The following is a 24,330-nucleotide window of genomic DNA, read 5'->3' as shown; positions in this document are numbered from 1 at the left end:
CGAACCCCCGACATGGTGTCCGAACTCCCAACCCCCCGACATGGTGTCCGAACCCCCACCCCCCCCCGACATGGTGTCCGAACCCCCACCCCCCCGACATGGTGTCCGAACCCCAGCCAGGTGTGCGACCCCGGGCCCGAGCCGCCACGCACGGTCGGCTGGCGGGGTTTTCTGCCGATACCGCCAAAAAGGCCCGCCAGCGGACGAAAAGCCCGCTACCGGGCAGCCCGGATCCACTTTCGTCGAATGGGCTGTGAGGTGTTCGCCGGGTAGCGCCCGACCACCGCCGTGGCGCTCGCCGGACTCTGTGAAGCGATTGCCGGAGCCGGTGGGGCATGCCCGTGTCTGCAGCCAGGCAGTGGTCCCGAGTGGGGGCGAGTCCAGGCCCGAACCGGGGCGAGACCGGTGCGGATCGAGCGTACTCGGCTGGCTGCTGGGCGGCGGGATGGCGACCACTGCCTGGCTGGCCGTCCGGTCCACCCCGAAATATGCCGGGAGCCGCCCTCGACGAGCCCGATCGCCGCCGAATCGTGCTGGGTGGCGCTTCAGTGGAAACAAACTCGTACCTGCTCACGAAAAGTTCCCAGCCAGCGCGAGATTCACCCGATCAATAGTTGCCCTGAGTAACTTGGTCCACCGCCTCTCCGTACCCGGCCGACCTAATCGACCACGCTTCGGACGGCTCACAACTCCCCCGGGATCCGCGTAACCGCCTCCCATCCTGGGCAGCACAACTATCCCGCACCCCCCAGCCCATCCGGCGGCCCTCCATCCCGGTGACTGCCTCCCCCACCCCGCCTTCCCTTACCCCGCCCTTCTCTCACCCCCCGCGCCTTCCCCACCCCGCGCCTTCCCCACCCCGCGCCTTCCCCAGCCCGCGCCTTCCCCAGCCCGCGCCTTCCCCAGCCCGCGCCTTCCCCACCCCGCGCCTTCCCCACCCCGCGCCTTTCCCACCCCGCGCCTCCCCCACCTCTGCCTCCCCCCACCCCCCGCCTTCCCTACCCTCGCCTCCCCTCCCCCACCTCTGCCTCCCCCACCCCGCGCAGTCTCACATCAGTCACAGGTGTCGGGTCTTTGGCGCGTTTGTTGTGGGGCGGGTTACGGCGGGGGTGGGCTGAGCAGGGCAGGATGGCGGGCATGACCGAACTGGTGCACCTGGCCTTGGCTGACGGCGTCGCGACGATCACGCTCGACTCGCCGCACAACAAGAACGCGCTGTCGCAGCAGCTGACGAGTGAACTGCTGGCCCACCTGGAGGCCGCCGGGTCCGACGACGCTGCCCGCGTCGTGGTGGTGCGTTCGGCACTGGACGTGTTCTGTTCGGGCGCCGACCTGTCCGAGGCGACGTCGGTCGGGATGGGCGTCGGCGCTCAGCGGATGGTTGATGTCCAGCGCGCCATCGTGGCGAACCCCAAACCGATCGTCGCCCGCGTCGCGGGTCCGGTCCGGGCCGGCGGGATCGGGATCGTGGCCGCTGCAGACATCAGTCTGGCTGCCGAGAGTTCGACGTACGCGCTGACCGAGGTGCGCCTCGGACTCGCGGCCGCGACGATCTCCCTGACGGTCCTCCCCCGCCTGACCGACCGCGCCGCCGCCCTCACCTTCCTCACCGGCAACGCCTTCGACGGCACCGAGGCCGCCCGCCTCGGCCTGGTCACCCAAGCCGTCCCGGATGCCGACCTGGACTCCACCCTGGACGGCATCCTGGCCGCGCTCCTGAAGGGCGTCCCCCAGGGCCTCCGCGAAACCAAGAAGCTGCTCACCCGCGAACTGCTTGCCGACATCGATGCCCGGGGCACCGAACTGGCCGAGCTCTCAGCCTCGCTCTTCGGCTCCCCCGCGGCCCAGGAAGCAATGCTCGCCTTCCTCAACCGCAAGAAGAAGTAACTACGGAAGGATTTAGCGGAGACTGAGTTCGATCAGCATCGGCAGGTGGTCCGAGCCTGCGGCGAGGTCGGCGCGGGTGACGCCTTCGATCGAGTCGAGCGGGATGATCCGGCCCGAGAGCTCGGGTGACAGCAGTGCGCCGTCGATGCGTTTGACCGGGTTGTCGGAGTGGAAGGTCGGGCCGGCGTCGACACCGAGGTCGGTCAGGCCCTCCGCTGCCAGGCGATCCCAGACCGGACCACCTGGTTCTTCGTTGAGGTCGCCGACCAAGAGGTAGGGCAGGCCGAAGGATTTGCAGCCTCGGAGTACCTGGTCCAGCTCGTGCTGGCGACCGAGGATGTGCAGGCCGAGATGGCACACGATCAGCGCCAACTCGACATCGCCAAGGATGGTCCGTCCACCGACCGCGCCACCGGCGAGTTGCGTCGCGATGAACCGCAGCCGCCGGCGTACGAACGGCCGTCTGACCCGCCAGTGCAGGGAATTCCCGAAATCGATGCCGTCGGCAATCAGTACCGCGTTGCGCGCCGACGCCGCGACGTACGACAGCCCGAAGGTCGCCGCCATCGCCTCGCGCTTGCGCCTGGTCCCCCACCAGGTCGGTGCTTCCTGGATCAGCGCGATATCAGGCGCACAGGCGTGCACTACTCGGGCGAGCGCCTCGCGGTCATCGCCCCAGCGGTGCACGTTGTACGACAACACCCGCAACGACGGGCCATCGGTCATGCCTCGGGCTCACCGTTCAACTCGGCGGGCAGCTTCGAAACCTCGGGCTCCGCCGTCCGCATCCCCGTACGGCGGCCGACCGACTTGCGCGCGGCCCGTTCCAGCCGGGCGGAGCGTCCACTGCGGGCGGCGGTCTTCGCCGTCACCGCGGTCGTCTTCACCCGGACCCGGCGCAGCCAGGTCGCCTCTTCGCGGGCCAGGTCCGCCGCGCCGACCATGCCGGCCCTCCGGACCGAGCACCGCGCGAACGATCCGCGCCTCGGGGCGGAACCCCCGACCGGTCAGCGTGCGTTTGAACGCCTCCCGCGCGGGCGCCAGCAGCAGCTCCCCCGCATCCGAGACGCCACCACCGATGACGAACGTGCCCGGGTCGAAGGCCGCGGCGAGGTTCGCGAGCCCGATGCCCAGCCAGCGGCCGACGTCCTCGAGCAACTCGATCGCGACCGGGTCGCCGTCCTTGGCCAGCTCGGTCACCATCGGACCGTTGATCCGGCGCGGATCGCCCTCGGCCGCGCGGAGCAGATTGTGCGCGACGGGTGAGCCGGAGAGCGCGAGCTCGCGGGCCTCCCGGGTCAGCGCGTTGCCGGAGGCGTACTGCTCCCAGCAGCCGCGGTTGCCGCACTCGCACCGATGACCGCCCGGCACCACCTGCATGTGCCCGAACTCGCCGGCGATCCCGAACTTGCCGCGCTGCAATGCTCCGTCGTTGAGGATCGCGCCGCCGATCCCGGTGCCGAGCGTGACACAGATCAGGTGGCTCTCGCCCTGGCCGCCGCCGAACCGCCACTCCGACCAGGCGGCCGCGTTCGCGTCGTTCTCCACCACCACGGGCAACCCGAGCCGGCGCTCGACCGCGTCCCGCAGCGGCTCGTGCCGCCAGGCGAGGTGCGGCGCGAACAGCACCGAGGAGCGGGTCCCGTCGACGAACCCGGCCGCGCCGATACCGACCGCGATCACGTCGTGCCGCGACTCCAGGTCGCGGACGATCTCGGCGATCGCGTCCTCGGTCTCCCGCGGGTCCTTCGTCGGGGTGTCCCGGCGGAGCCGGTCCAGGATGTTCCCCTCCGGGTCGACCACCCCGGCGGCCACCTTCGTACCGCCGATGTCGATCCCGATCGTCAACGCCTGTGTCAGAGCCATCTCACGACCCTTCTGATGGAACCCCCCGCACCCAGCGAACCACCTCTGGACAAGTCTTTCACCGCTGCTTCTCCGGCACCGGGGCCGGCCGGCGGGCCAGGTCGGCGGCGCCGATGAGGCCCGCGTCGTTGCCGAGTTCGGCCAGTCCGAAGGTCGGATGCGGCCGGTTCGCCTTGGCCGGCAAGTTCTTCTCGAACGCCACCGTCGCCGACTTCAGCAGCAGGTCCTTCGCCGCGCTCACCCCGCCACCGATCACGATCGTGTCCGGGTCGAAGAGCGTCGCGATGCTCGCCAGCCCCTCCCCCAGCCAGCGGCCGAGATCGTCCAGCAACTCCACCGCACAAGGATCCCCGCCGGCTGCCGCCTTGGTGATCATCGGCCCGGTCAGCTCGGCCGGATCGGAGATCCCGCAGACGCTCAGCATCTGTGCCGCTGCCAGCGAACCCGACTCGGCCTGCTCCCGTCCCTCGCGGACAAGAGCGCTCCCCGACGCGTACTGCTCGATGCAGCCACGCGCTCCACAGCCGCACCTGTGCCCACCCGGTACTACGCGCATGTGGCCCAGCTCGGCGGCCACGCCGTTCGCGCCGCGCAGCAGTGCGCCACCGATGACGACGCCACCGCCGATGCCGGTACCGACGGTGATGCAGACCATGTGCTCGACGTGCCGCGCGGCACCGAAGGCGAACTCGCCCCAGGCCGCTGCGTTGGCGTCGTTCTCGACCACGACCGGGACCTTCAGCACTTCGGCTACTCGCGCGCCGAGCGGCTCGTCGCGCCAGGCAAGGTTCGGGGCGAACAGCACCGTCGAACGGTCCGACGAGACGAATCCGGCGGCACCGATCCCGACCGCCTCCACCTCGTGCTTCGCGATCAGTTCCGCCGCCGCGTCGCAGATGGCCGCGGCCGTGTCGTCCACCGAGTTCGCCGGGGTGTCGCGGTGGGTGCGGGCGCCGATCTTGCCGTCGGTGCCGACCACTCCCGCCGCGATCTTCGTACCGCCGACGTCAATGCCGATCGTCAGTCCCATGGTTCAGGGTCCTCACTCACATCGATCCGGTCCACCCGGGACCGAGCTGGCCGATCTTCTGGGTCGTGCTGCCCCGCCGTACGCGACTCTGCGTCCGCCCGGGCCTGCCGCGCGGCCTCCGCGGCGGCTTCCAGCAAAGACCTGAGCGAGCCGAGTACGCCGGCCGCCGCGGTCGACAACTGCTCGATCGTCTCCGGGCTCGTGGTGCGCACCTTCGCGATCAGCTGGCAGACGGGACACCACTGACACTCCGGCCCACCGCGATCCGCCGTAACGTCCTCGTGCTCCGGCTCAGCTTCATCCGCCTGTACGCCGTACTCCGCGTCGGCCTGCTCGGCTCGTTCGTCGTACGCCGCCGGCTCCTCGACGTCGGCGGGCGCTGCGTGCTGGCTCTTGGCTTCGGCGGTCGCCTGCTGCAGTACCGCGAACAGCTTGGCGGCCTCCTCCGCGACCGATCCGACCGGCTCCTTGCTCACCTGGTGCCCTCCGTGATCGCGGCCGGCTCCGCGTCGTACTGCTCGCGAATCCCTTGGGCCAGCTCCTGCGCCGTAGTACCGGCCAGTGGCTCGCGCGGCGCGAAACGCACCTGCAGCCGCCCGTTGTCCAGCCGCGCGCCGGCCACTACAGCGCGGGCCAACGCGGCCGGGAGCGGAAGCACCCGGCGGTACGAGCCGACCGTGATGATCAGGTCGTCCCCGTGCCGGGCCAGCTCCAGCTCACTGGCCGATGCCAACGGCAACGGCATGGTCAGCGTGTAGGTGCGCCCGTCGGTGTCGATGTGGCGATCCACCCAGAGCGAGGTCTCGTCCGTGGCCCGCGCGAACGGGTCGTCACCGCCGTACATCTCGACAGCGAAAGCAGCGAGCTCCTCGACGCCGACCGGCTCGCACGCGCGGTACGGCGATTCCCAGATCGGCAGCGGACGGAACGAGTCGGCGACCTCTTCGAGGATGCCGCGCTGCGCCGCGACCCACTGGCGTCGCCAGTTGTCGGCGCCGGCGGCGGGGAACACCCTGTTCGCGATCACGCCGTCGACGCGGTACCCGTACAGGGAAAGCGTCGTGAGCGAGCGACGCGCCTCCGCGACCACCACGGCCTCGGGCGTGAGGACCAGCCGCACGGAGGCGTCGGGACCGGCCAGCAACGCGCGGATGTCGGCGAGGTCGCCATGCAAGCGGCGCAGCGCGTCGAAGACGTTGTCGTCGGGCATCGGGATCCCGGCCGCCTTGCTGAGCAGCGGCCGGAACGTGCGGGCCACCTTGCGCTCGACGTTGAGGATCCGGTCCATGTACCAGTTGAGGGCTTCCGGCAGCGCCAGTAGGCGGAGCGTCTCGGCGGTCGGCGCGCAGTCGACCACGATCACGTCCCATCTGCCGGAACGGACGTGGTCGCGCACTTCGAGCAGCGCGAGCACCTCCTCAGCACCGGAGAGCACGGTCAGCTCCTCGGCCTCGATGGGGTCTACGCCGACCTCGTGCAGGACCGACCGCAGATACGACTGGATGTCACCCCAGGCCCGCTCGAACCGCCGCTGCGCGTCGATCTGCTGAACGAACAGCAGGTCGTCGATCTCTGTCGGCTCACCACCGACCTCGCTGTCGAACGCATCCGACAGTGAGTGCGCGGCATCCGTCGACAACACCAGCGTGCGAAGTCCGCGCAATGCGGCAAGCGTGGCCGTGCCGGCCGCGGACGTGGTCTTACCCACGCCGCCTTTCCCTGTGTAAAGCAGTACCCGAGTCACTGCGATCAGGACTCGACGCGCTTCTTGAGCCCCTTCAGGGCCGTGTCGATGATGACCTTCTCCGCCTTGCGTTTGAGCATCCCGATCATCGGGATGGCCACGTCGACGGCGAGCCGGTAGGTCACCTCGGTGCCCTCCTCGCCCAGGTCCCGCAGGACGTACGCGCCGTCCATGCCCTTGACCATCTTCGCCTTCTCCAGCGTCCAGGTCACCTCGTTGCGGGACCAGACGTAGTTCAGCGTGTACTCGTCGGAGATCGCCCCGGCGTCGACCTTGAACCGGACCTGCTTGGGCCGTCCGGCCTCGTCGGTGGAGAGCACCTGCGTCTCGCGCATCGAGTCCGCCCACTCCGGGTACGCCTCGAAGTCCGCGATCACCGCCATGATCGCCTTCGGAGTCGCGCTCACGATGATGGTCGAGGTGGTCTGCTCTGCCATCGATTCACCTCTTCGCTGCCGGGACGTGTTCTGCCGAGACGGTTCCGGGGCCGATCCTGGCACCCCGATTCCCACACCGGAGACTATCGCGGGTTCCCAGCCGGTTCTGCTCATACCTGCGGCGCGGCCCGACTCGACCTCGTCCTTGAAGCGCCAGATCTGGTTCCGGTACCGCGCGACGTACCGCTCCTTCAGCTTTCGGAGCCGCCGCGCGCCGCCGCGTCCAGCGGGGTCCACCCGGAGGTACCAGTGGACGACGACGCCATCGCGAACCTGCTCCAGCCACCACTCCGCGGTACCGATCGCTGCCCCGGTGACCGCCCAGCGCACACCTTCCTGGCCCCGTCGCTCCGAGGGGGTCAAGGTGAATTCCGGCCACCACTCGCGCCATAGGGTGTCCGAGCTCAGTCTCTGTGCAACGTAGGCTGGATCAGCAACGACCAAGTCGTCGCAACTGATGTCGAGCGATGGCATACGTTTCCTAGTTCCCTGGGTCATATCTGTCTGGCTACTACCCGGTAGGTGACTGTAGCGTGCGCCGGAGTCGACAATTCGTGACCGACGAGGAGACGCGGATGCGTGAGTACACCGTTCCAGCTGTGATCGAGCCACCAACCACCGGTGGCCTGAGCGATCCCGTCTGGGCGAACGCCTCCTCCCATCCTGACACCGCCGTCTTCAGCCGCCGGGTCGAGGGCGGCTGGCTGGACATCACCGCGGCCGAGTTCGCCCGCCAGGTGACTGGGGTGGCGAAGGGCCTGATCGCGGCCGGTGTCCAGCACGGCGACCGGGTCGCCCTGCTGAGCGCCACGCGGTACGAGTGGACCTTGCTCGACTACGCGATCTGGAGCATCGGCGCGGCCACCGTCCCGATCTACGAGACCTCGTCGGCCGCCCAGATCCAGTGGATCCTGACCGACTCCGAGGCCGTCGTCACGATCGTCGAGAACGCGGCCCACGGCGCCGTGGTGGAGTCGGCTCGCGCCGAGGCCCCAGCGCTGCAGGAGGTCTGGCAGATCGAGTCAGGCGCCATCGACGAACTCACCGTGCTCGGCCAGCAGATCTCCGACGCGGAGTACGACAAGCGCCGTACGGCGGTGGTGCCGGGCGATCTCGCGACGCTCATCTACACCTCGGGAACCACCGGTCGCCCCAAGGGCTGCAAGATCACCCACTCCAACTTCATGGACGAACTGGGCACGGCGGTGAAGATCCTCGACGGGTTGTTCGCCGAGGGCGCTTCGACGTTGCTCTTCCTGCCGTTGGCTCATGTCTTCGCCCGGATCATCCAGGTCGGGTGCGTGATGATGCGGGTCAAGCTCGGGCACACGGCTGACGTGAAGAACCTGGTGCCGGATCTTGGGTCCTTCAAGCCGACGTTCATCTTGAGTGTGCCGCGGGTGTTCGAGAAGGTCTTCAACACGGCCAGCCAGACCGCGCATGCCTCGGGCAAGGGCAAGATCTTCGACGCCGCCGCGGAGACGGCGATCGCTTACTCCACCGCGGTTGGCAACCGGGACGGCGGCGGGCCTGGCTTTGGGCTTCGGGCCAAGCACGCTTTGTTCGATCGGCTCGTCTACGGCAAGCTGCGGGATGTGTTGGGCGGCAATGTCGAGTACGCCGTCTCTGGTGGCGCGCCACTCGGTGATCGTCTCGGCCACTTCTTCCGCGGCATCGGCGTACCGGTGCTCGAGGGTTATGGGTTGACCGAAACCACCGCTGCCCTCGCCGTGAACCTCCCCGACGACATCCGCATCGGCACTGTCGGCCGCCCGCTGCCGGGTGTCTCCGTCGGAGTTGCTTCGGACGGCGAGCTCTGCTTCAAGGGCGGCCAGGTCATGCTCGGCTACTGGAAGGACGATGAGGCCACCGCCGCCGCGATCGATTCCGACGGCTGGTTCCACACCGGCGATCTCGGCGAATTCGACGCCGACGGCTTCATCCGGATCACCGGCCGCAAGAAGGAAATCCTCGTCACCGCCGGCGGCAAGAACGTCGCCCCCGCCGTCCTGGAAGACCGCATCCGCCTGCACCCCCTGGTCAGCCAGTGCATGGTCGTTGGCGACGGCAAACCCTTCATCGCAGCTTTGGTGACGATCGACCCGGAAACCATCGGCGCCTGGGCCAAGTCGCATGGCAAGTCCTCCGACGTCCCGTCCTTGATCCACGACGAAGACCTGATCGCCGAGATCCAGACCGCCATCAACGACGCCAACAGCGCCGTCTCCAAGGCGGAGGAGATCAAGAAGTTCGCCATCCTCCCCACCGACTGGACCCAGGAAAACGGCGAACTCTCCCTGAAACTCTCCCTCCGCCGGCATATCGTGATGAAGAAGCACGAAGCCGACGTAGAGGCCCTGTACGCCAAGTAGGTAAGGCGCCCTTTTGCTCCTCCTACGTCGTCACTCACCCACCCACCCGGGCACGCCGCTCGCCGCTCGACACCCTTAACCCCTGGGATGTCTACGTCGCGGCTGACAACGGCGAGGTGTGGGCGGAGTCCGGCTAGCTACATGAAGCTGGACCGGGGGGCTAGGGCGCGGTCTGGTAGCGGCACCCGAGCATCCATAGCGCGATGCTGACAGGGAATCCGTCGGATGGATACGGCGTGACCACAAGGCGGAGGTAGCGCGTGGTGTGGGCCGTCGACCCACTAAGGTGGGCTGGCGTGATGCCGCCGCCGCGGTCGAGTCTGTGACGCCGCCGGATCGGCGCCGTGGTGGGCGTACAAGGTGGTGTGCCGTGTAGCTGGGCCAGATGGCCGACGGGTGGAGAGGAAATCTGTGGCTGACCACATCCGGGGACCGCGCGTGCTTGACGTACTTGGTGCCGATCAGCCGTGGGATGTGCCGGATGAGTGGGTGGCCGGGGTTCGCGGACAGCTTCGTGAGTGGGCCGACGATGCCAAGGCGTTGCGGGCCGGGGGTGTTTCCGGAGTTTGTGGAGGGGACGCCGGCTGCGGTGTGGTTCGTGCATCAGGTGGCGCCTCTGCTCGGCGGGTGGATTCCCGTACTGCGGGGTGAGTACGCCGATATCGCGGCCGTGCTGACGAGGGACTTTCATCGGGCGCCGGTGCGGTTCGGGGGCGACGGGTACGTCGTACGGGTCGCCTCTACTGATTGGCCGTTGGTGGCGGTCGGTGGGGCGCGGGGGCTCAACGAGGCTGGGCGGCGGCAGGCGTTGCAGCTGTCGCGGGACGCGGTGAGTCTGTTTGTGGATGCGCCTCCGATGGCGGCTCGGGCCCGGGCGTTGACGACCGCGTTCGATCGCGTGCTGGGTGACCGCGAGGCGACCCGGATGCATGTGCTGGCGGACTACGAGACGATCGTCCAGTTTTGGCAGACCACCGTATTGAGTGATGCCGAACGCGCAGTACTGCCGGAGTTGGCTGGGGCCCAATCGGCTCTGAGGTACTCGCTCGACATGTTGCGGGATGTCCACGCCGAGTTGTCCGTGGTGATTCCGTACGACGATGGCCGGGACTTCTCGCAGTTGCTGGCTCGGCTGATCCGGGTCGCCGGTCTCGCGAGCCAACCGCCGGCCGTGGGTCAGGTCCTCGGTATCGCTGGGTGGGACGTTGAGCACGCGCTCGCTGAAATCCGGCACGGCTTCGACCCGCAGGGTTGGCTGAAGCGCAATGCCGAGTGGCTTGAGCGCGCGGTTGGGCAGGGGCAGCAGCAGTCGGCGCGGTCGTGGGCGGCTGCGGCGACGCGCGTGTCGGTTCACCTGGCCGGCGTGCTCGAGAACGGGTCGTGGCCGGAGCCGGAGGTGCCCGATCTGGGGGCGTTCTTCCAGGTCCTCGACCAGCAGCGTTTCGGGTCGGCGGCCGGTCGGGCTGCTCCGCTCCCACCTGCTCGGGACTCCGAACGGATGCCTGCGGCAAACGAAGTACACGAGACAGCGGGCGACGACGTACGGGCTCCTGAGAAGGTGACCGGGGCGGCGGTGAACGTCGTACGTGAGCCGGAGGTCGACGGCCTCAGCGAGTCGCCGGCCGACGTAGTACCGGAGCCAGTTGCCGCTGACTCCGTGAGTGCGGTCGACGAGCCTGCGATTGCGAAGCAGATGGCCGATGGGTCTGCGACCGCGGAGCCGTCGGTCGGGGCGCTGGCCGAGTTGGAGGCTCTGGTCGGGTTGGAGTCGATCAAGGAGTCGGTGCGCCGGATGGTGGCCGAGATCAAGACCAATCAGCGGCGCAAGGAGTTCGGTCTGCCGACGCAGGAACGCGCCAGGCACATGGTGTTCGTCGGGAAGCCTGGTACGGCGAAGACGACGATCGCCCGGTTGCTCGGGCGGATCTACAAGGAGCTGGGAGTGCTCGAGAAGGGGCACGTGGTCGAGGTCGATCGGTCCGACCTGGTCGGTTCCGCGGTCGGTGCCACCGCGCCGATGACCGCGGCCAAGTTCCGCGAGGCGCTCGGCGGGGTGCTGTTCGTCGATGAGGCCTACACTTTGGTGCCGGAGAACATTCCGGGCGACTTCGGGCATGAGGCCGTGGCCACCTTGCTGAAGATGATGGAGGACAATCGCGACGAGTGTGTCGTGATCATGGCCGGCTACCACCGTGAGATCCAGCGGCTGATGGAGTCGAACACCGGGCTGGCGTCGCGGTTCCCGAAGCTGCTGGCGTTCAGCGAGTACGACACCGATCAGCTCGTCGCGATCTTCGAGCTCCAGGCCCGGCAGAGGGGCATGATCCTCACCGACGAGGTGATGGCCGTCGTCCGCCGGATCATCCCGCCGGCCCCGCGCGGCCACAACTTCGGCAACGGCCGGTTCATCCGGAACGTGCTGGAGGAGGCGATCTCCAACCAGTCCACGCGCCTCGCTCTGCGCGACCCGGACAGCCTGACCGAACGCGACCTGCGCGAACTGCTCCCCGAGGACATCAAACCGGCCCGCCTCCATGCGCGCCGAGGACTACCTACTCCAGCGCCCTGGCAGCTGACCTCCCTCCGTACGCCGGTCGGCTCAGCGTCGTACGCGGTAGTGGAGGTGGGTGGCCTCGGGGGTGTCGGTGACGCCGACGACATCCAGCTCGATGCTCGACGGCAGTACGTCGAACAGGCGGCGACCGTCACCGAACAGGATTGGGATCTGGGAGATGATCAGCTCGTCCAGTACTCCGGCCTCCAGTGCGCGTTGAGCCGTGTAGGCGCCGTGGACCAGTACGTCGCGGGAGCCGGCGGCGGCCTTGGCCTGCGCCATCGCTGAGGCAATGCCGTCCTGGACGTAGGTCACCATCGGGTAGTTGGCCACGCTCGGGCCTGGCGGCCGATGGCTCGGAACGAAGACCGGTACGCCGTGATGGCTGCCGCCCCAGTGGTCGACCTGCTCGACGGTACGGCGACCAGCGAGGACAGCGCCGCTGGCGTCGATGAGGTCGTACAGCTCGCCGGCCGACCCAGCGGGTCGACTGATCTCACCCGTCGAGTCGACGAGCCAGTCGTGGAGCCCCATGAAGCCGTCACCGCCTGGATTGTCCGGAGTGTCGTTCGGACCCGCGATGAAGCCGTCGAGCGACATCGACATGAAGAGCACCGAGGCAGACATACCGGTCGCCTACTTGGGCTGCGGGTAGCCGTCGGCGAACTCGGCTTCCTCATACACGCGGCGGAGTTCGAGGGTGCCTTCGTGGAAGGGGCCGCGCTTGATCCACTCGACCGCTTCCTCCATCGACTCGACCTGCCAGATCCAGTAACCACCGATGAGTTCCTTCGCCTCGGCGAACGGGCCGTCGACGACGCTGGGCCCGTCCGTACCGAAGCTGACCCGCTTGCCTTCTCTGCTCGGCGCCAGGCCCTCGCCCGCCAGCATCACGCCCGCCTTCAGGAGCTCGTCGTTGAACCTGCCCATGGCCTCCAGGTCGGAATTTGCCCGTGGGTCCTCGAAGTAGGTGTCCTCGAGCTTCGGGTCCGTCTGCACCAGCACCATGACTCGCATTTCCGTCTCCTCGTGTCGTTGCCAGAGTCCGATCCGGCCCTGGTCACATCACTGCGTCGACCGGGACAGGCCGGAATCGACACCCTCCCAAAGTTTCCGCGTGATTTTCCGGATTTTCCGTGGAAAGTGCTCATTGGATGAGCACTATTAGGCGGCAAGATGGACTCATCGCAATGGAGAACGACACCAGGGAGAACCCGATGTTCCGAGGATTTGCCACCATCAGCTTCTACGCCGACGACCTCGCCGCCGCGCGTGACTGGTACACCGAACTGTTCGAGCAGGAGGCGTACTACGCGTTCCCGGTGGCGCCCGCGGCCCCGGCGTACGTGGAGTTCCGGATCGGCGACGACGGGGACGAGATCGGGTTCATCGACCGGAAGTACGCCCCTCCCGGCGCATCCAACGCCGCCGGCGGCGCGGTGATGCACTGGCACGTGGACGACCTGGCCGGAACCTTCGAGAAGTTGCTGTCGATGGGCGCCAAGGAGTACGCGCCGATCACCGCCCACGGCGACAGCGACTTCGCCACCGCCGCCGTGATCGACCCCTTCGGCAACGTCCTCGGCATCATGCACAACCCCCACTACCTGGAGATTCAGGCAGCCCGCGAGGCCAAGTAGCCACCGAAAACGTTTTCCTCGCCGCGCTCCAGTCACCGTCGCGGCTCGCCACGGCACTCACCTTTCCGCGGAAAACTCCGCGGAAAGGTGAGTTTCCGTTTAGCTGGGTTCGGCGGCGGGACCGAGGAACTGCGTGATCCGGGTTGCGGGTGCTGGGCCGAGGAAGCGGGTGATGTGGGTTATGTGGTCGCTGCGGATGCCCAGCACCAGGCGGCCGGCGTACCGGCGTACGTGGTGCTGGTCTACGAAGTAGCAGTGGAATGCGGGCTGGAGGTTGGCGCCGGCTTCCTCGAACTGGAGGGTCGAACCGGTACGGGCTTCGGCGCTCGCGTGCAAGAAGGCAGCGATCGCCGGAGGGCCGTAGTACTCGTGTGGCGCCGGCGGCATGGTCAGCCAGGCGTCGTCCGTGAGCATGCTGGTGATGGCATCGATGTCGTCAGCGACGAAGGCTTCGGCGAATCGCCTGGCCAGTTGGCGTTCGGCCGCGGCATCGGGGATCTCCGAGCCTCGGCGGTTGGTGGCATCGGGGACCTCTGAGGATCGGCTGTTGGCGCGTGATGGAGCATCGGCAGGCTTGGAGCCTTGGCTGGTGCGTAGTGAGGCTCGGGCTCGCTGGAGCGCTCCCTTGATCGCGGTTGGGCTGGTGTCCATCAGGTCGGCGACGTCGGTGGTAGCGAATCCGAGTACGTCGACGAGGAGAAGAGCGGCCGCCTGCTTCGGCGGCATCCGTTGCAGGGCAGCGATGAACGCCAGCTCGACGTTCTCCCGCCGTACTGCGTGGGTCTCGGGCCCGGGTTCGCTGTCGGCGAGTTGGTGGAGCCACTCATCCGGATACGGCTGCAGCCAGGTCACCTCGCTACGCCGCGACGGAGCAGGCGGGTCGAAAGGTGGAACAGGCTCGACGGGCGGCCGCCGCTTGCTGTCGCGAATCGCGTTCAGGCAGCGATTCGTCGCGATCCGGTAAAGCCACGTGCGTACGGACGACCTCCCAGCGAACCCGTCCAACCCGCGCCACGCGGCGAGCAGGATCTCCTGCATCACGTCATCGGCATCCGTGACAGAACCGAGCATGCGATAGCAATGCAGATGGAGCTCCCGGAAGTACGGCGCGGTCAGCTCCCGGAAAGCGTTTTCGTCCCCCGCCTGCGCCCGCACCAACACCGTCATCCACTCATCGTGCCAGCTCCCCCGGCTCCAACGTGCTGCCTCCCCTGAATCGCCTCTCCTGCCGTGCCGCCTCCGCCGTACTGCTTTCCGCCGTACTGCGAACTTCGCGCGGACCGTTCCGTTCGCGATGCACGTGGTGTCTATCCAGTCACCACTCGTTCACCGAAAGGACCACCCGATGACTGAGACCACCACCACGGCGCTAGAGACCGTGCTCGCCTATCACCAGGCTTGGACCAGCCACGACTTCGACCTGGCCATGCGCTACATCGCCGACGACATCATCTGCCACACGCCAGCCGGCCGCCTCGACGGCGCCGCCGCCTTCCGCGCGTTCATGGAGCCGTTCTCCCAGACCGTCACCAGCTCAACCTTGCTCTCGGCCTTCGGCGACGAAACCACCGCGCTCCTGATGTACGACACCGTCACCACCCCAGTCCCCCACGCCCCCGGCGCCGAACTCCTCACCGTCCAGCACGCCCGCATCACCCACCTCAAAATCATCTTCGACCGCCTCCCCTTCACCCAGGCCCCGCGCAGCCGCCGCCCAAAACCAATAGCCCACCAAGGTGGTCGGCTTCAGCGTCCGAACGCCTCGCCGGCCTGAATCACTCGTCGTCGAGCCACTCAGCGCCGTCGACGGCGCAGTGGTAGCCGCGATGCTCGCCAAGGACGCATCCCAGACCAGTGTCTGGATGGACCCCGTCGCAGGTTGCTTCGTTCACGAGCTTGAGCATGGCGACAGCGTCTGCTGAAACAGACTCGGCCACCACGGTTGCCTTGTATCCCACGGCAAAAGGCGACAGGGATACAACCGCCGGGTGACACTAGGTTGTATGGCGTTCGGGTCGTTGTTGCGGGAGTACCGCGAGCATCGCGGATGGTCCCTGGGCGAGCTCAGCCGGGTGACCCACTTCAGCCGCGGCTACCTGTCAAATGTGGAGAATGGCCGCAAGCCCGCGACCGAGACTCTTGCGCGGCTCTGCGACGAGGCGCTGCGGGCGAACGGCGCACTGATCGCTGCATCCGGCGACGAGCTGGTGGCCAAGCTCGACCGGACGCCCTGGCAGACTGCCGAGCTCGTCCAACGATTGCAGGCATCCGATGCGACTCCGGCAACGTTGGAGCGCCTGCACGCAACGCTAGTCGAGTTGTGTTGCCAGTACTCCTGGCGTGATGCGATGGAGCTCCGCGAGGAGGCACAAGGCTGGCTGCGGCACGTCGGCGAACTGTTGCGACGCCCAGTTGGCCTGTGTGCGCATGCCGAGCTACTGGCCGCGGGTGGCTGGCTTGCGTTGCTTGCGGGCTGTGTCGAGTACGACCTGGGTCTGCGGGCAGCCGCCGAGTCGACCCGTACTGCGGCGCTGCAGCTGGGCGCCGAAGCCGGGCACGCGGAGATCAGTGGTTGGGCTCACGAGATGTCCGCGTGGTTCGCGCTTACCCAAGGTCGGCTCCTTGACGCGATCGATTCGGCCGAAGCGGGCCAGGCTGTCGCCCAGCAATCGAGTGTCCACGTGCAACTCATCGCCCAGGAAGCGAAGGCGCGGGCTCGCCTCGGGCAATCGGGCCTCGAGCCTCTACTGGAATCCGGTCGCGAGATTCTCGATCGCCTGCCGTACCCGGATCGCCCGGACAACCATTTCAAGGTCGACCCGGCCAAATGGCAGTACTACGCGATGGACGTACACCGCCTCGCCGGTGACGACCAGCTCGCGCGCCAGTACGCAACGGCCGTCATCCAGGACAACCTGGCACCCGACGGCACCGAACTCTCCCCGATGCGAATCGGCGAGAGCCGCATCGCGCTCGCCATCGTCGCCGCCCGCCAAGGAGGGCTCGAAGAAGCCACAACTCTAGGCCTCACCGGCCTCCACGGCACTCGCCAGAGCCGCCCCTCCCTCGTCATGGTGGCCGGCGAACTAACCCACGAACTCACAACCCGCTACCCCGACGAACCTCTGACGCATCACTTCACCGAAGCAGCCCGCGCTCTCTGAACCCGCAATGCACGCTCCCGACGGCGTGTCTCACCCTAAGAATCAGATCTGCCCGAGACTGCTTTGCATGGGTATCAACTTCAAACTGAAGAATGCTTTCGAGATTGATCAAAAGACCGACTCGATGAATCGAACTTGGGTCGGCTGGGACCCGTTGTGCAGTGACGAGGATCTGTGGCGGGTCAATCGCGGCCGCTGGGCACTGGGACCGGACGTACTAGATCAGCGTTTCGCCACTCTCTCCTTCGACGGCCAGATCCGAGTCGTCGCGGAGATCGACGGTCTTGAGGATGTCGATGATCCACGTCGTCAGCGGCCGAAGAAGGCACTCATCGGTCAGGTCCTGCTGCCTGGCGACCCTGCTCGTGACTGCTTGATCGGACGTAGGGCGCCGTCGGGGCGGAATCCAGTCGGATACTTCGACACCTCCGAGTCGGACGCACTTTCGTCCGCCCAGCGAGCGGTCCGGCCGCCGGAATCCAGGGCGACATATCTCGTTACATACAACCCCGACCTCTGGCAACTCAAGCCGACCGACTACGAGCGGGAATGTGCATCGACCGACAGCGGAAGAATCGTTCGTGGCTCGTGGTCGACAGGTTTACGCCGGAAGACGATTGTTCCCGGCGATCGAGTCTTCCTGCTCCAGCAGGGCAGCGGCGAAAGGGGTCTGCTCGGCTCGGGCACGTTCAACAGCAGAGTCTTTCAAGACAACCACTGGCTAGACGAATCGAAGACAGCCAACTATGCGTTCATCGATTGGGGCACACTACTTCGCCCGGAGCATTTACTGCCCATCGAGGTACTCAAGGCCCAACTGCCCCACCAAGAATGGGAACCTCAGTCGAGCGGCATCGTCGTCGCCAGTCCACAGGCTGAGGAACTCGAGAATCTATGGAGTGAGCACCTTGGCCGACCGATCCACTCCCGCACGACGCCGAGGCAGCGATGGCAACTGGATCCGCTTCGTAGAAAGCAGGTAGAAGATCTCGCTCAAGCACGTCTGGAGAAGCACTACCGGGACAAGAATTGGATAGTCGAGGACGTGAGGTACGGCCACCCGTACGACGCAGTCGCGGTCAAAGACGCTGCCGTCCTCTTCCTAGAAGCAAAGGGAACCGAGTCAACCGGCTCATCTGTTCTCGTAACACGAGGCGAGGTTGACCATGCTCGTCAGCATCCCGGGCAATGCATCCTTGGCATCCTCAGCGACATCCAGTTTCTGTCCAACGGTGAGGTTGACCCCAGGTCAGGCAACTTCAGGATCATGCCGTTCACCCCTGACAGTGGAGAGTTGATTCCAACCGGATACTCATGGACGCCGCCGAACCAGTAGCGAGTCGACTGAGCATCGAATTCGTCCTCACCGGTCAACATTTGAGGCCCTGAACTAGTCGTGGTCGCCAGCAAACTGGCCCACGAGCTGACGATCCGCTACCTAACAGGTGTGCCACGAGCGCGACGGCGGATCGGTCAAGACAGAAGGATGCGAAAGGGGGTTGTGCGGGGGCCATCTGCCGCCGGTGAAGGTTATGCCGTTGGTGATTTGTTTTGGGCGAAGAAGAAGATGGCCAGACAGGGCAGGGTGATCAGGACGGAGGTTGCCATTAGCAACGGGGTGTCGGTGCCGTTGACGGATTGGAAGCCGGCCAGGGCGAGGGCAAGGTTTTCCATTGGTCTGAGTTGATGTAGATGGCCGGTCCGAGGAAGTTGTTCCAGTAGCCCATGAAGAGAAGAATCGAGATTGCCACTACCGCGGGGCGGGCAAGTGGGAGGTAGACGAGAAGGAACATCCGGAACCAGCCACAGCCGTCCACGACGGCCCGCGTCCGCGAGCTCGGGCGGCATTCGGGCGAAGAACTGGCGGAACAGGAAGATGTAGAAGGGTGAGCCGAAGAAGGCGGGCAGGATCAGCGGGTAGAGCGTGTCGATCATGCCGAGGTTGTTGAAGAGCATGAACTGCGGGTGGGCGGGCGGCCGACGTAGGAGGCGCGAAAGGGGCGGGCGCTCGTTACAGCTCCAGTGGTAGTTCGTTCCCGCGGCTAGCGTCGGCGTTCTCTTGGCTCCAGCGTTTGGCGGTTTCGATGTAGCGGGCGACCCATGGTGAGGGGTTGCCGGGTTTCCAGGCGACCACCATCGTGTGGGGTTCGGCGTCGGGGACTGGGCGGTAGACCAGATCGGGGCGGGCGTTGCGGAGGGCGAACGAGACCGGGAGCAAGGCGACTGCCTGGCCTAGAGCGATTACTTCGAGCATCTGGGCGGTGTCGTTCACCAGCGGGCCGGTCGGAGTACCAGCCGGCTGACCGTCCGGCTGTCCCGACCAGTAGTTGCGGCTGGCAACGGATGCGCCTGGCCGGTGGGCGAACGGGAGGTCGCGCAGGTCGTCGATCCCGAGCACCTCGCGGTCGGCCAGCTCGTGACCGACCGGCAGCACTGCCATCCGGCCCTCGGTGAGCAGAACCTCTTGCGCCAAAGGGTTGTCGAGGTACGGCGACCCGAGGATCGCCAGGTCGGCACGGCCGTCCGTGATCCGCTCCACCTGCTCACCGAGGCCGGTGACGTCGAACCGGATCTCGGGTGCGCCCGGCACGTCGCGGAGCTCGTTGACGACATAGTTGAGCAGATCGGTGGCGACTCCCGGCTTCGCGGTGACGACCAATGTCTTCGTCGCCGATCCGGCGCGCTGCGTACGGCGTACTGCGGCGTCTAGTGCGTCGAGCACCTGGGCCGATTCCTTGAGCAACGTCTCACCGGCCTCGGTCAGGCCGATCCGGCGCGGGTCGGAGCGGTCGAACAGAGCAACACCCAGCCGGCTCTCCAGCGCACGCATCGCCCGCGACAGCGGCGGCTGGGCGATGCCGAGTCGCTCGGACGCACGGGTGATGTTCAGATCCTCCGCGACCGCGCGGAAGTAGCGCAGTTCACGGATCTCGGGTTCCGCCATACCTCCAGGGTATGCCGGGCCACCCGATCGGTCTTTTTCTTTTGGGCCGACGGCGGCTGAACTTGAAGACATGAACACCAACGAAGTAGCACTGGTGACCGGTGCCAACAAAGGAATCGGCCGGGAGATCGCCCGGCAACTCGCAGACCACGGCTTCACTGTCTACATCGGCGCTCGGGACGCCTCCCGTGGTGAGGCTGCCGCGGCGGAGCTCGCCGGGGACGTCCGCTTCGTCCAGTTGGATGTGACGGATGCCGAATCGGTCGGTGCCGCGGTGAAGTCGATCGAGGCCGACTCCGGCCGGCTCGACATCCTGGTCAACAACGCTGGGATAGCCGACGAGTGGGGCGTCGACCTGGTGGACATGACCGCCGAGCACCTCCGTACGACGTACGAGGTCAATGTTTTCGGCGTCGCGACGGTGACGTCGGCCTGCATCCCGCTGCTGCGCAAGTCGCCGAACGCACGGGTCGTCAACATGTCCAGCAGCCTCGGTTCGCTGACACGGCTGAGCGATTTCGGGACCGCGCAGTCGAGCCATCAGATGCTGGCCTACAGCTCGTCCAAGGCCGCGCTCAACGCGTTGACCGTCCTGTATGCGGCGGCGCTGCGGGCCGATGGCATCAAGGTGAACGCCGCCACTCCCGGGCTGGTTCCGACCGATCTGAACACGGCTGCGGAGTTCCCGCGAGGCAGTCGCACCGTCGCCGACGGGGCTGTCGCGCCGGTCTATCTGGCCACGCTTCCGGTCGATGGCCCGACCGGCGTCTCCCGTGGTCCCGGCGCGAACGACTCCATCCCCTGGTGAGCAGTACGCGGGACCCTGGTGAGCAGTACGCGGGACCCTGGTGAGCAGTACGCGGGACCCTGGTGAGCAGTACGCCGGTCAGCTGTCCGAGAGCGTTCTCCGGGCCAGGATCATGGTTGTCGCGGTACCCACCAGGCCGCCGACGCAGATCGCCAGGTTGGGACGGATGAGTGTGCCGAGCAGCCCGGCCAACGCGATGCCGACGCCCTGGATCGCCATCAGTCCGCTGGTTTGGACGGTAAACAGCCTCCCCCGGTACGCCGGGTCGCTGGCGACCAGGATCAGCGGATCGATCCCCTGGTTGAACGCGTATCCGCAACCCGAGATCGCCAGCAGCACCGCCGCCACCGGGATTGCCGGCTCGGTCACGAAAGCGATCGCGGGCAGCTGGGTGACGAGGATCAGCGGGATCACGAGTCGTCTTCGGGTGCTCGGCGCGAGGCGTGTCGCGACGAGCTCGCCGAGGATCGAGCCTGCGGCGTACCCGGTGAACAACGCACCGGCCAGTGAGGCTGCGACCCCGGTCTGTGCGGTGTAGGCGACGGCCAGTCCGTCTGGCATCGATGAGAATGCCGGGACGATCCAGGACAGCACGATCAATCTCCTGAGTCGTTTGTTGCCGAAGATATATCCCAAGCCCGCAAGGGATTCCCGCACGGTACTGCGAGTTGGCGCGGCGGTCCTCGGTGTTGATGGGGTGCCGATTCCGATCAGCACGGCTGACGCCACGAAGGTCCCGGCGTCCAGGCCGAGCAGCCAGGTGGGCCCGATCGCCGCGACCGCGATGGCGCCGACGGCGAAGCCGGCCAGGAGGGTCAGCTGGCTGATTGCCCTGAGCAATGACCGCCCGGTTGGGAACAACTCGGCATGGAGTAGATGGGCGAGGCTGGCCGCTCGGGCGCCGGCGAAGATCGGGGCGACGGTGCCGGTCACCAGCAGCAGTCCGAGCAGGGTCGCGACTGCCATTCCTGGGATGAGCATCGCGGCGATCGCCGTCGCACTGACCAGATCGCAGCAGACCAGGACGCGCCTGGCGGGGAAACGATCCGCGATCGAAGAGAGCGCTACCCCGCCGAGCGCATAGGGCAGGAACGAACACACCAGAACCAGTGCGGACAGCAGCGGCGACCGGGTCCGCTCGAAGACCAAGATCGAAAGCGCAACCTCAGCCGCAACCGTCCCGGCCATCGACACAGCATGCGCGAAGAAGATCGCCCGCAACCCAGGAACTCGCAGCACCGCGCCATAACCAGCACTGCGCGCCGGGGCCGCGGGGGTGGGGGTAGGTGGGGTGGGGGTGGGCATGTGGGTGAGCGTGGGCGTAAGGGTTGGGCGGAGGTAGTGTTTCGGGGGTGGCCGAAAGTGGGTGGGTGTGCCGGTTTTGAGGTTCAGTCAGGCGGATGCGCTTCGGTGCCGGTTCGGGGTTTCGCCGGTGTGGGAGACGATGTCGGCGGTGCGGGTGCTTGGGGGGCAGCGGTCCCGGCCGTTGTATTCGCCGTGGGTCGCGGCCAAGGCTGATAAGACGGCCGGGCTCGATCTGCGGATGTTGCGGGCTGTGCAGCCTCGGAGCGGGTACACACCTGACTTTCTCACTCCCCCGCCTAAGGCCTCGCGGGCTAGGTTCGAGACGGAGATTGCGCGGGTTCGTAGTACGCCGTTGCATCAAGTCAGGGCCGAGCTGATTCAGTCTCGTGACGGGCGGGACAATCCGGGAGCGCCGGCGATCAATCGGATGTTGGAAGACCCGGCTGCGGCTCGCGAAGGGTTTGCTGTCGAGATCGAAGCTGCCTGGCATGCTCTGATCGAGCCGGACTGGCCGATGATCAGCCGTGTGCTCGAAGACGACATCGCGTATCGCGGTCAGCAGCTCACCTCGGGCGGACTGGCGAAGTTGTTCGACGACCTGCATCCGACGTTGAGCTGGGAGAACGATCAACTGATCACCTCGCAGTTCCGCGAGCAGGATCGCGAACTCACCGGCGAAGGTCTGCTGCTCGTACCAGGAGTGTTCGGGTGGCCGTACCTCGTCGTGATCACCGCGCCCGAATACCAGCCGACGGTGGTGTATCCGGCCCGCGGCGCCGCCCGGCTCTGGTCCGATGCGCCTGCTCCCCCGGATTCACTGGCGACCCTGCTCGGCCGGACTCGCGCGACGCTGCTGGTCGCGCTGGATCCACCGGCAACCACGAGCGCCTTGGCAGCGCAGTACGGACTGGCTTTGGCGACGGTGGCGGAGCATCTTGCCGCCCTGTACGGCGCGGGGCTGGTGAGCAGAAGGCGGACCGGGCATCAGGTGCATTACCGGCGGACAGATGTCGGTCAGGCGGTTGTCGACGCCTCGATCGGCTGAGATCCCACCAGGACAAGGCCGGGCGGGACAGAATGCTGCTGTGAGCACGGTTCCGAAGGCGGCAGCACCCAGCAAGCGACACACCCGGCGGTGGCCGGCTTCGCTGGCGGTACTGGTGGTGTTGTTGCTGCAATTCGCGATACCCGCGCCCATCATGCAGGCGCCACGCTGGCTGCTGCCTGCGCTCGGCCTCGCGCTACTGGTGCCACTGGTGTGGACGAACCCGTTCCACCTGGTGATGGACGAGCCATGGCTGCGCAAGATCGAACTCGTACTGCTTGGCGTGGTGGTCCTGATTAATGCGATCTATTTGGCCGGCATGATCATCTATCTCGGCGAAGGGCAGAGCAACGACGGCAAGGTGCTGGTGAAGGCCGCACTGCTGATCTGGGTGACGAACGTGGTCGCGTTCGCGGTCTGGTACTGGGAGATCGACCGCGGCGGACCGTTCGCCCGGATGCCCGACCACGAGCACGAGGAAGAGCGGCCGGACCTGCTGTTCCCGCAGATGACGGCCGACATCCCGGGCTGGCAGGGCTGGCTGCCCGGCTTCACCGACTACCTGTTCGTCGCGTTCACCGCGGCCACCGCGTTCAGCCCGACCGACACGATGCCACTGACCGCCCGGACCAAGACGCTGATGGGCACCCAGTCCGGCATCTCGCTGCTGACCATTGCGATCGTCGCCGCCCGCGCCGTCAACGTGCTCTAGCGCCGCCAGGGAAAGGGGGCGAGATCGGGCTCGACCCAAGCGGTCCGGGCTGCGGGAGTCGCGAGCGTCGCCGAACGGTAGAAGCGCGTCAGCAGACGCTTGTCGAGCAACGCGGGATTGCGCTCGGCGAAGGCATCGAAGTCGTCGAGACGTTCCTCCATCACGTGGTGCCCGATCAGTTCCACCCAGGCCCTGCTCACGGTCGCGTGATACTTCTGCGGCGCACCGGCGTACCGAGCGGTCTGCTGGATGCCTTGGCTGACCACCTCGACCGCGCCTTCGACCCCATGCCGGCGAACCGCCAACCAGGTCAACCGCACGTGCTCCCGATGCCCGAACCGGTCAGCCGTCCGCATGGTCTTCGCCATCAAGCTCTCGAAGTCACTCATCACTGCCCGCCAGCGCGGCGAGAACCTGACGAAAACCGCTGAGCGCTTCCTTCGGGAGACCCGCCAAGGTGCGGTGCTCGATCTCGGCGATCGTCTCCGCGATGAGGCTCGCGGTCTCGCGCCCATCGGCGGTCAACTCGATCAGCACCACCCTTCGATCACCGGCCCGGGTACCTCGGGTCAGCAGCCCACGCCGCTCGAGCCGGTCCAGTACGCCGGTGAGCGTGGTCGGCCTGATGCCGATGGCCGCGCCGAGCTCCGACACGGTCCGGGCCCGGTCGTCGGACAAGTTCCCGAGCGCGTTGATCTCAGCGGCCGACAGATCCAGGTCGACCAGCTTCGACGTCAACTCTTGCAGCGTCGCGTGAGTCGCTCGCTGCAACTCCAGCAGCAGTAAGCCAGTTTCTTCTGATTCGGACTTCATGGATCCGTA

The 24,330-nt window shown here is 66.9% G+C and carries 23 protein-coding genes and 2 pseudogenes; 10 read left to right on the top strand and 15 right to left on the bottom strand.

Annotated elements, in window-relative coordinates:
• Nucleotides 1-1,137: 1,137 nt before the first annotated feature.
• A complete protein-coding gene (locus F1D05_RS34725; protein WP_343066548.1) occupies nucleotides 1,138-1,887 on the top strand; it encodes an enoyl-CoA hydratase-related protein in 750 nt (249 codons plus the stop codon).
• A gap of 12 nt (nucleotides 1,888-1,899) precedes the next feature.
• On the opposite strand, the gene F1D05_RS34720 is transcribed toward F1D05_RS34725, so the two are convergent.
• The 6 genes and pseudogenes from F1D05_RS34720 to F1D05_RS34695 all read right to left on the bottom strand — a co-directional run bounded on the left by F1D05_RS34720 (nucleotide 1,900) and on the right by F1D05_RS34695 (nucleotide 6,964).
• The gene (locus F1D05_RS34720) at nucleotides 1,900-2,613 is read right to left on the bottom strand and encodes an endonuclease/exonuclease/phosphatase family protein (protein ID WP_185444516.1); all 714 of its coding nucleotides are present in this window, start codon (nucleotides 2,611-2,613) and stop codon (nucleotides 1,900-1,902) included.
• Nucleotides 2,610-3,753: pseudogene (locus F1D05_RS34715) on the bottom strand (ROK family glucokinase). The gene F1D05_RS34720 and the pseudogene F1D05_RS34715 overlap by 4 nt, the downstream one beginning before the upstream one ends.
• Before the next feature lie 58 nt (nucleotides 3,754-3,811).
• Nucleotides 3,812-4,783 carry an ROK family glucokinase gene (locus F1D05_RS34710; protein ID WP_185444515.1) on the bottom strand — a complete coding sequence of 324 codons (972 nt, stop codon included), beginning with the start codon at nucleotides 4,781-4,783 and terminating at the stop codon, nucleotides 3,812-3,814.
• Nucleotides 4,774-5,259: a hypothetical protein gene (locus tag F1D05_RS34705; protein WP_185444514.1), complete on the bottom strand. Its 486-nt coding sequence runs from the start codon at nucleotides 5,257-5,259 to the stop codon at nucleotides 4,774-4,776. The genes F1D05_RS34710 and F1D05_RS34705 overlap by 10 nt, the downstream gene beginning before the upstream one ends.
• Nucleotides 5,256-6,527 carry an ArsA family ATPase gene (locus tag F1D05_RS34700; protein ID WP_185444513.1) on the bottom strand — a complete coding sequence of 424 codons (1,272 nt, stop codon included), beginning with the start codon at nucleotides 6,525-6,527 and terminating at the stop codon, nucleotides 5,256-5,258. The genes F1D05_RS34705 and F1D05_RS34700 overlap by 4 nt, the downstream gene beginning before the upstream one ends.
• Before the next feature lie 5 nt (nucleotides 6,528-6,532).
• Complete coding sequence (locus F1D05_RS34695) at nucleotides 6,533-6,964, bottom strand: SRPBCC family protein (protein WP_185444512.1); 432 nt, start codon at nucleotides 6,962-6,964, stop codon at nucleotides 6,533-6,535.
• A 575-nt stretch (nucleotides 6,965-7,539) separates the two neighbouring features.
• Here F1D05_RS34695 and F1D05_RS34690 point away from each other — a divergent pair.
• Together F1D05_RS34690 and F1D05_RS42650 are read left to right on the top strand one after the other, a co-directional pair.
• Complete coding sequence (locus F1D05_RS34690) at nucleotides 7,540-9,336, top strand: AMP-dependent synthetase/ligase (RefSeq protein ID WP_185444511.1); 1,797 nt, start codon at nucleotides 7,540-7,542, stop codon at nucleotides 9,334-9,336.
• A 385-nt stretch (nucleotides 9,337-9,721) separates the two neighbouring features.
• Nucleotides 9,722-11,794: pseudogene (locus tag F1D05_RS42650) on the top strand (AAA family ATPase); the annotation flags it as partial.
• 141 nt (nucleotides 11,795-11,935) lie between these two features.
• Here the strand turns inward: F1D05_RS42650 and F1D05_RS34680 are convergent.
• Together F1D05_RS34680 and F1D05_RS34675 are read right to left on the bottom strand one after the other, a co-directional pair.
• Complete coding sequence (locus F1D05_RS34680) at nucleotides 11,936-12,517, bottom strand: dihydrofolate reductase family protein (RefSeq protein WP_185444510.1); 582 nt, start codon at nucleotides 12,515-12,517, stop codon at nucleotides 11,936-11,938.
• Nucleotides 12,518-12,526: 9 nt separating this feature from the next.
• Nucleotides 12,527-12,907: a YciI family protein gene (locus F1D05_RS34675; RefSeq protein ID WP_185444509.1), complete on the bottom strand. Its 381-nt coding sequence runs from the start codon at nucleotides 12,905-12,907 to the stop codon at nucleotides 12,527-12,529.
• A gap of 200 nt (nucleotides 12,908-13,107) precedes the next feature.
• Here F1D05_RS34675 and F1D05_RS34670 point away from each other — a divergent pair, with 200 nt between their 5' ends.
• A complete protein-coding gene (locus F1D05_RS34670) occupies nucleotides 13,108-13,530 on the top strand; it encodes a VOC family protein (protein ID WP_185444508.1) in 423 nt (140 codons plus the stop codon).
• Between the two features lie 99 nt (nucleotides 13,531-13,629).
• On the opposite strand, the gene F1D05_RS34665 is transcribed toward F1D05_RS34670, so the two are convergent.
• A complete protein-coding gene (locus F1D05_RS34665; RefSeq protein ID WP_185444507.1) occupies nucleotides 13,630-14,697 on the bottom strand; it encodes an RNA polymerase subunit sigma-70 in 1,068 nt (355 codons plus the stop codon).
• A 178-nt stretch (nucleotides 14,698-14,875) separates the two neighbouring features.
• On the opposite strand from F1D05_RS34665, the gene F1D05_RS34660 reads away from it, so the two are divergent.
• Nucleotides 14,876-15,304 carry a nuclear transport factor 2 family protein gene (locus F1D05_RS34660; RefSeq protein ID WP_185444506.1) on the top strand — a complete coding sequence of 143 codons (429 nt, stop codon included), beginning with the start codon at nucleotides 14,876-14,878 and terminating at the stop codon, nucleotides 15,302-15,304.
• A 1-nt stretch (nucleotide 15,305) separates the two neighbouring features.
• On the opposite strand, the gene F1D05_RS42395 is transcribed toward F1D05_RS34660, so the two are convergent.
• Nucleotides 15,306-15,434: a hypothetical protein gene (locus F1D05_RS42395; RefSeq protein ID WP_281388842.1), complete on the bottom strand. Its 129-nt coding sequence runs from the start codon at nucleotides 15,432-15,434 to the stop codon at nucleotides 15,306-15,308.
• A gap of 99 nt (nucleotides 15,435-15,533) precedes the next feature.
• Here F1D05_RS42395 and F1D05_RS34655 point away from each other — a divergent pair, with 99 nt between their 5' ends.
• Together F1D05_RS34655 and F1D05_RS34650 are read left to right on the top strand one after the other, a co-directional pair.
• Nucleotides 15,534-16,694 carry a helix-turn-helix domain-containing protein gene (locus tag F1D05_RS34655; protein WP_185444505.1) on the top strand — a complete coding sequence of 387 codons (1,161 nt, stop codon included), beginning with the start codon at nucleotides 15,534-15,536 and terminating at the stop codon, nucleotides 16,692-16,694.
• Between the two features lie 67 nt (nucleotides 16,695-16,761).
• Entirely contained in the window at nucleotides 16,762-18,030 is a 1,269-nt protein-coding gene (locus tag F1D05_RS34650; protein WP_185444504.1) for a protein NO VEIN domain-containing protein, read from the top strand.
• 194 nt (nucleotides 18,031-18,224) lie between these two features.
• Here F1D05_RS34650 and F1D05_RS34645 read toward each other — a convergent pair whose 3' ends face one another.
• Nucleotides 18,225-18,650: a hypothetical protein gene (locus F1D05_RS34645; protein WP_185444503.1), complete on the bottom strand. Its 426-nt coding sequence runs from the start codon at nucleotides 18,648-18,650 to the stop codon at nucleotides 18,225-18,227.
• 55 nt (nucleotides 18,651-18,705) lie between these two features.
• Nucleotides 18,706-19,638, bottom strand: a complete 933-nt coding sequence (locus tag F1D05_RS34640) for a LysR family transcriptional regulator (protein ID WP_185444502.1) — start codon at nucleotides 19,636-19,638, stop codon at nucleotides 18,706-18,708.
• Between the two features lie 70 nt (nucleotides 19,639-19,708).
• On the opposite strand from F1D05_RS34640, the gene F1D05_RS34635 reads away from it, so the two are divergent.
• Entirely contained in the window at nucleotides 19,709-20,446 is a 738-nt protein-coding gene (locus F1D05_RS34635; protein ID WP_185444501.1) for an SDR family NAD(P)-dependent oxidoreductase, read from the top strand.
• A gap of 78 nt (nucleotides 20,447-20,524) precedes the next feature.
• On the opposite strand, the gene F1D05_RS34630 is transcribed toward F1D05_RS34635, so the two are convergent.
• Nucleotides 20,525-21,751 carry an MFS transporter gene (locus F1D05_RS34630; protein WP_185444500.1) on the bottom strand — a complete coding sequence of 409 codons (1,227 nt, stop codon included), beginning with the start codon at nucleotides 21,749-21,751 and terminating at the stop codon, nucleotides 20,525-20,527.
• 139 nt (nucleotides 21,752-21,890) lie between these two features.
• Here F1D05_RS34630 and F1D05_RS34625 point away from each other — a divergent pair, with 139 nt between their 5' ends.
• Entirely contained in the window at nucleotides 21,891-22,796 is a 906-nt protein-coding gene (locus tag F1D05_RS34625; protein ID WP_343066657.1) for an ArsR/SmtB family transcription factor, read from the top strand.
• A gap of 40 nt (nucleotides 22,797-22,836) precedes the next feature.
• Nucleotides 22,837-23,508: a hypothetical protein gene (locus F1D05_RS34620; protein WP_206685960.1), complete on the top strand. Its 672-nt coding sequence runs from the start codon at nucleotides 22,837-22,839 to the stop codon at nucleotides 23,506-23,508.
• Here the strand turns inward: F1D05_RS34620 and F1D05_RS34615 are convergent.
• The gene (locus tag F1D05_RS34615) at nucleotides 23,505-23,897 is read right to left on the bottom strand and encodes a hypothetical protein (RefSeq protein ID WP_206685959.1); all 393 of its coding nucleotides are present in this window, start codon (nucleotides 23,895-23,897) and stop codon (nucleotides 23,505-23,507) included. The two genes, F1D05_RS34620 and F1D05_RS34615, sit on opposite strands and share 4 nt — an antisense overlap.
• The gene (locus tag F1D05_RS34610) at nucleotides 23,890-24,321 is read right to left on the bottom strand and encodes a MarR family winged helix-turn-helix transcriptional regulator (protein WP_185444498.1); all 432 of its coding nucleotides are present in this window, start codon (nucleotides 24,319-24,321) and stop codon (nucleotides 23,890-23,892) included. The genes F1D05_RS34615 and F1D05_RS34610 overlap by 8 nt, the downstream gene beginning before the upstream one ends.
• Between the last annotated feature and the right edge of the window lie 9 nt (nucleotides 24,322-24,330).

This window comes from Kribbella qitaiheensis (genome assembly GCF_014217565.1).
Classification (GTDB): Bacteria; Actinomycetota; Actinomycetes; order Propionibacteriales; family Kribbellaceae; genus Kribbella; species Kribbella qitaiheensis_A.
The sequence above is the reverse complement of the archived record's forward strand: the minus strand, read 5'-3'. Positions and strand labels throughout refer to the sequence as shown.

Coding starts and splice junctions, on each gene's coding strand:
- F1D05_RS34615 (WP_206685959.1), bottom strand. CDS start 23,897: ATGAGTGACTTCGAGAGCTTGATGGCGAAGACCATGCGGACGGCTGAC.
- F1D05_RS34660 (WP_185444506.1), top strand. CDS start 14,876: ATGACTGAGACCACCACCACGGCGCTAGAGACCGTGCTCGCCTATCAC.
- F1D05_RS34610 (WP_185444498.1), bottom strand. CDS start 24,321: ATGAAGTCCGAATCAGAAGAAACTGGCTTACTGCTGCTGGAGTTGCAG.
- F1D05_RS34635 (WP_185444501.1), top strand. CDS start 19,709: ATGAACACCAACGAAGTAGCACTGGTGACCGGTGCCAACAAAGGAATC.
- F1D05_RS34720 (WP_185444516.1), bottom strand. CDS start 2,613: ATGACCGATGGCCCGTCGTTGCGGGTGTTGTCGTACAACGTGCACCGC.
- F1D05_RS34710 (WP_185444515.1), bottom strand. CDS start 4,783: ATGGGACTGACGATCGGCATTGACGTCGGCGGTACGAAGATCGCGGCG.
- F1D05_RS34640 (WP_185444502.1), bottom strand. CDS start 19,638: ATGGCGGAACCCGAGATCCGTGAACTGCGCTACTTCCGCGCGGTCGCG.
- F1D05_RS34725 (WP_343066548.1), top strand. CDS start 1,138: ATGACCGAACTGGTGCACCTGGCCTTGGCTGACGGCGTCGCGACGATC.
- F1D05_RS34670 (WP_185444508.1), top strand. CDS start 13,108: ATGTTCCGAGGATTTGCCACCATCAGCTTCTACGCCGACGACCTCGCC.
- F1D05_RS34655 (WP_185444505.1), top strand. CDS start 15,534: ATGGCGTTCGGGTCGTTGTTGCGGGAGTACCGCGAGCATCGCGGATGG.
- F1D05_RS34630 (WP_185444500.1), bottom strand. CDS start 21,751: ATGCCCACCCCCACCCCACCTACCCCCACCCCCGCGGCCCCGGCGCGC.
- F1D05_RS34625 (WP_343066657.1), top strand. CDS start 21,891: ATGTCGGCGGTGCGGGTGCTTGGGGGGCAGCGGTCCCGGCCGTTGTAT.
- F1D05_RS34675 (WP_185444509.1), bottom strand. CDS start 12,907: ATGCGAGTCATGGTGCTGGTGCAGACGGACCCGAAGCTCGAGGACACC.
- F1D05_RS34695 (WP_185444512.1), bottom strand. CDS start 6,964: ATGGCAGAGCAGACCACCTCGACCATCATCGTGAGCGCGACTCCGAAG.
- F1D05_RS34650 (WP_185444504.1), top strand. CDS start 16,762: ATGGGTATCAACTTCAAACTGAAGAATGCTTTCGAGATTGATCAAAAG.
- F1D05_RS34690 (WP_185444511.1), top strand. CDS start 7,540: ATGCGTGAGTACACCGTTCCAGCTGTGATCGAGCCACCAACCACCGGT.
- F1D05_RS42395 (WP_281388842.1), bottom strand. CDS start 15,434: ATGCTCAAGCTCGTGAACGAAGCAACCTGCGACGGGGTCCATCCAGAC.
- F1D05_RS34645 (WP_185444503.1), bottom strand. CDS start 18,650: ATGCTCTTCAACAACCTCGGCATGATCGACACGCTCTACCCGCTGATC.
- F1D05_RS34665 (WP_185444507.1), bottom strand. CDS start 14,697: ATGACGGTGTTGGTGCGGGCGCAGGCGGGGGACGAAAACGCTTTCCGG.
- F1D05_RS34680 (WP_185444510.1), bottom strand. CDS start 12,517: ATGTCTGCCTCGGTGCTCTTCATGTCGATGTCGCTCGACGGCTTCATC.